This is a genomic window from Flavobacterium sp. (assembly GCF_035760125.1).
In the GTDB taxonomy this organism is placed as follows: Bacteria; Bacteroidota; Bacteroidia; order Flavobacteriales; family Flavobacteriaceae; genus Flavobacterium.
In genome coordinates this window covers 1-4,910 of sequence record NZ_DASTTN010000067.1, presented here as the reverse complement: position 1 = coordinate 4,910, position 4,910 = coordinate 1, and the positions used below count along the sequence as shown (strand labels likewise).

Sequence of the window (4,910 nt, the reverse complement as noted above, 5' to 3'; positions counted from 1 at the left end):
AATTTTAGTGTCAGTTTTTTATTCTTTATTCCAATAGTAAAGACTTACTAACTTTTTTATGATTGTGGAATCTTGGTTAAAGTCAAAAAGCTCAAGAAGAAAACACAAAACATTATAACTATATTTTTGGAGTTTTAATTTATTTTTCATTCTTTTGAATCCAACTCATTAAATAAATTAAAAATGTCAAAATACACAAAATACATCGCCATAGGTTTGCTTCTTCTATTCTTAATTACAAGTTTTCTAAGATAAATCTATTCGTTCAGTTAGGGTTTTAGGTTTTAATCCAAGACATTAATATAAAAGCCTCACATTTCTGTGAGGCTTTTTGCTTGTCTAAAAAAAAATTATTTCTTAATCAATATTTTAGTCATTGTTTTTTGACCATCATTCACTTCGACAAAATAGGTGCCAGTGCCTAATTTGCTGATATTGATGTTGTTTTCGGATAATTTTCCTGCATCAACTTGCTGTCCTAAGTAATTAATAATTCTGTAAGAAGTTTTTCTGCTGTCTCCCATTTTTAGGTTTATGGAGTTGGTAGCAGGGTTTGGATAAATTGAACAATCAAATATATTATTTTCATCACCCAATTCACTTGTGGAAGTATTAGCTGTCAATCCTGCGATTGCGGCACCACCAATATTCACGGTATAATCTTCTACTTCACCATAAGAGAAAGTTTCACAGGCCGTTGAAGCAGCATTGTATTTCATAGAAACTCTCATTCTTGTTGTTCCTGCCAAAACGGTTGTTGGAACTGTAAAAGTATAGGATAGATTAGTGCTAAGAGAGGATGATCCTGCTACCATTTGTTCAGTAGTTTCAAAAGTTCCATTTTTATTGAAATCAATCCAAACTCTCCAATATTCTGTGTAAGCTGAACCTGAAAAACCGGCACTTAAGACTATTGTATTTGAGCCATAAGGGAGATTACCAGTCAAGTTTGTGAAATCTCCATAACCTGCATTTCCGGCTGTTGTATTTGCAATACCACCAATGGCAACATTGTCTATAAACTCATCGGCCATACTGTTTCCTTTAGAAGTACAATAAGTAAGAGCAGTTCCTGTTGTTGTTACATTAGCCACGTTACTGGATGCAGAAACATTTCCTGCAGCATCTTTTGCCACGACATAAAAAGTATATGCTGTACTTGCTGTTAAGCCTGTAACTGCATATGTAGTTCCTGTAACGGTAGATTTTAAAGTAGCTCCTTGGTATACGTCATATCCTGTTACACCTACATTGTCTGTAGCTGCTGTCCAAGATAGATTTGTTGTTGTTGTAGTAGTTCCAGAAGCAGCAAGGTTTGTAGGTGCTGTTGGAGCCTGAGTATCGGCTGTTCCTGTAACAAGGGTAACAGTATAATCTTCAACCTCTCCATAAGAAATAGCTTCACATGAAGTTGGTATACCATTATATTTCATGGAGATTCTCATTCTAGTTGTACTGGCAGTTGCCGAAGTTGGTACTGTGAATGAACCGGTTGCTGGTGTTGTAGTAGAAGCGGCTTTGCTCCATACTAATTCTCCTGTATCTGCAAAATCTTTATCATCGTTCAAATCAATCCAAACAGCATAACCTTCAGCATAAGCAGTTCCGGTCCAAGTTGGTGTAATTGTGATAGTTGATGCACTTCCTTTTGTTAAATTGGTTGAGATAGCAGTAAAATCACTATACCCAGTTCCTCCTGTAGAAGTATTATTGATTGTGCCTAATTGTACTTTCCCGATGTATTCATCTGTTACACTATTTCCTTTTGAGGTACAATAAGTTGCAGTTGCTGCTCCAGTTGTTATAGAGGCTACATTGCTGTCTGGAGATAAATTTCCAGCTGCATCTTTAGCTTTTACGGTAAATGTATAAGCTGTGCTAGCTGTTAACCCTGTAACAGTATAAGTTAATCCAGTAGCGGTTGTTACTAAAGTTGTCCCATTGTAAACATTATAACCTGTTACAGCCACATTGTCTGTTGCTGCTGTCCAAGACAAATTTGTTGTAGTTGAAGTAGTTCCAGATGCCACTAAATTTGTAGGTGCTGTAGGCGCTGTTGTATCGGAAGAACCAGAATAAGCTGCTCCAACTCCTACTGCATAAAAAGCATTTGTAGTAGCTATTACCTCTGCAGAGCCTGCTCCATATAGGTCAGTTGCAGCCTGGATTCCATAAGTTCGGGCGTTAGCATAAGTTGAGTTTGCCGATAAATAGACGCTTTCCAAGCGATAGGCTATTTTTGCTGCTTTATCTATTGTAATTCCTGTTACGTTATAGGAACTGCCAATATCATTCGTGCCAGATTTACCAACTGATAAAATATAAAACCAATGATTTAGAACTCCAGAATTTCTATGTACTCCACATTGATCATTCGAACTTGATGGAGTGCAATTTATATTGTACCAATTCGTCCCACCATAGGTATCAGGCTGTCCCTCTGTTTTTGGATTACTCATCGAACGTAAAGATAAATGTCCTGTTCGTCTCTCTATATCTTCACCTATAAGCCAAGTAGATTTTGTTGGCGCAGCTCGATATTCAATACATGCTCCCCAAATATCGGAGAAGGCTTCATTCATGGCTCCTGATTCTTTTTGATAAGCTAGATTTGCAGTATAGGTACAAACTGCGTGGCCTATTTCATGTCCGGCAACATCCATTGCAGTCAAAATATCAAATCCTCCAGTTCCGCTTCCGTCACCGTAGGTCATTACACTACCGTTCCAAAAAGCATTGTTATTGTCTGGGTAACCAGCAGCTATTAAATTATAGTGCACATAACTTTTAATTTTTGCGCCAGCATTGTCATAACTATTTCTTCCATGTACAGCTGACCAATAATCGTAAGTCATTTCAGCTCCCCAATGAGCATCTAATGCTCCATTGTCCTTATTGGTGTTATTAAATTCAGTTGCAGTCCAGTTATTATCTGCATCTGTAAAATTTGTTGTTGGATATGTGGCAGTTCTGGCTGAATTATAGGTTTGAACGCCATTCCCTCGAGTTGCATCCGATAGTATATATGATGAACCGCTTAATGTAGTTTGTAAGGTTTGTGTTCCGCTATAACGGGTTGCGGCATTTGCTGCAACCATAGCCGCGTTTGAATTATTATTTAGTGTCACATTTTTTGCTGTTGATATCTCAGATTTTCCATGACTGAATTCGCCTAGATGCTTAATTGTTGCATTATAAAACAAAGTTTGTCCTGTATTTGCATCAATATAAATATCACCACGGCTTATTGGATTTGTTGCATAAATGTCAAATTTGTAAGCTAAACGAACATTGTCTTTTGTTCTTTTTTGACCTTGTTCTTCCATAGAGGGCAATAAAACGAGCTCTCCTTTTGGTTTTGTATAGTTCATTGCGGCTGCATCAGCTTGGTTTTCCCATAAGTAAGTTTTAGCGCCTATTTGTTGCAATGCTTTTTCAAAAGCGGCTTCTGGGGATAAAGAAGGTTTTGTGTTTACATTTTTTATGGTATAATACTCACCGCTCATAGAAGCTAATTTTTCATTTTTTGAATGAAGGCTGTATGTGGCAAATTCTACTTTAATTCCTTGATGGTATAATTGGAATTTTTCATGTGTAAATCCATCTTTGTCGGATTCCGTTTTGATTCTTGAATACGATTGGTTTTCATCTAAATTCAATTGTTCTTTAAGCGCTTTTTGATAATCAGATCTTTTATAATCAGATTTTTCATTAAAGCTGATTAAACTGGGAGATCCATTTTCAGATAAATTTTTCTGACTGATGCGTTTGTCCGTTTTTTGTGCAAACGCTGACAAAGAGAACATTGATGTAACTACTGTTAATACAATGATTTTTTGTAATTTTCTTTTCATTTTGGTTGGTTTGGTTGATTATTAAATTGTTAATTTTATAACAATTGCAAATGTATTTGTTATGAAACAATCATAAATACGTATAAATACCTGATTATTTAGTTCTATTTTTTGGTAGTAGACTGTAAATTGGAATTTAGTTTTCTATGAAATAATGAATTGATTCTTGAACTAATGACTAAAAAAGGGAGTTAAAACAGAACAAAAATTTAAATTTAGGGTTGTAAAGCCATTTCCATAATTTAAAAAGGACTGTTTGTAATGAATTATTTATACTTTGGAATAATTTAATTACGAAGCTGATATAAATCAGTTATGATTCCTTGAACAATTCTTATATTTGGCGTTCTTAAAAAAAATCAAATTATGGACTTTATATACCAGGATCCTTATCCAATTTTAAAAGACGATACCCAATACCGTAAAATCACTTCCGATTTTGTAAAAGTTGAAAAATTAGGCGATAGAGAAATCTTGACTGTTGACCCAAAAGGGTTGGAGTTATTGGCACAAGAAGCTTTGAAAGATGTTTCTTTTATGTTGCGTACTTCGCATTTGGAAAAATTAAGAGCCATTCTTGATGATCCAGAAGCGACCGACAATGACCGATTTGTGGCTTATAATTTATTGCAGAATGCAGTTGTGGCGATCGACGGGGAATTACCTTCGTGTCAGGACACCGGAACGGCGATTGTAATGGCCAAAAAAGGAGAAAACGTATATACAGGTGTTGATGATGCTGAATGGCTCTCAAAAGGGATTTTTAATACGTATCAAGAAAGAAACCTTCGTTATTCACAAATTGTGCCTATCAGCATGTTTGAAGAGAAAAACTCAGGATCGAATCTTCCTGCGCAAATTGATATTTATGCTAAAAAAGGAGCTTCTTATGAATTTTTATTTTTGGCAAAAGGAGGAGGTTCTGCAAACAAAACATATTTATATCAACAAACAAAATCATTGTTGAATGAAAAATCATTGGATGCTTTCATTCGTGCCAAAATAATGGACTTGGGAACTTCTGCTTGTCCACCGTATCACTTGGCTTTAGTGATA

The 4,910-nt window shown here is 35.6% G+C and carries 2 protein-coding genes; one reads left to right on the top strand and one right to left on the bottom strand.

All coding sequences use genetic code 11. The annotated features are described in order from the left end of the window. Nucleotides 1-350: 350 nt before the first annotated feature. On the bottom strand, nucleotides 351-3,854 hold the full coding sequence (locus tag VFS71_RS02805; RefSeq protein WP_326399255.1) for a M4 family metallopeptidase: 3,504 nt from the start codon (nucleotides 3,852-3,854) through the stop codon (nucleotides 351-353). A 366-nt stretch (nucleotides 3,855-4,220) separates the two neighbouring features. On the opposite strand from VFS71_RS02805, the gene VFS71_RS02800 reads away from it, so the two are divergent. Next, nucleotides 4,221-4,910, top strand: a 690-nt coding sequence (locus VFS71_RS02800; RefSeq protein WP_326399253.1) for a fumarate hydratase, incomplete at its 3' end; no start/stop codon positions are given.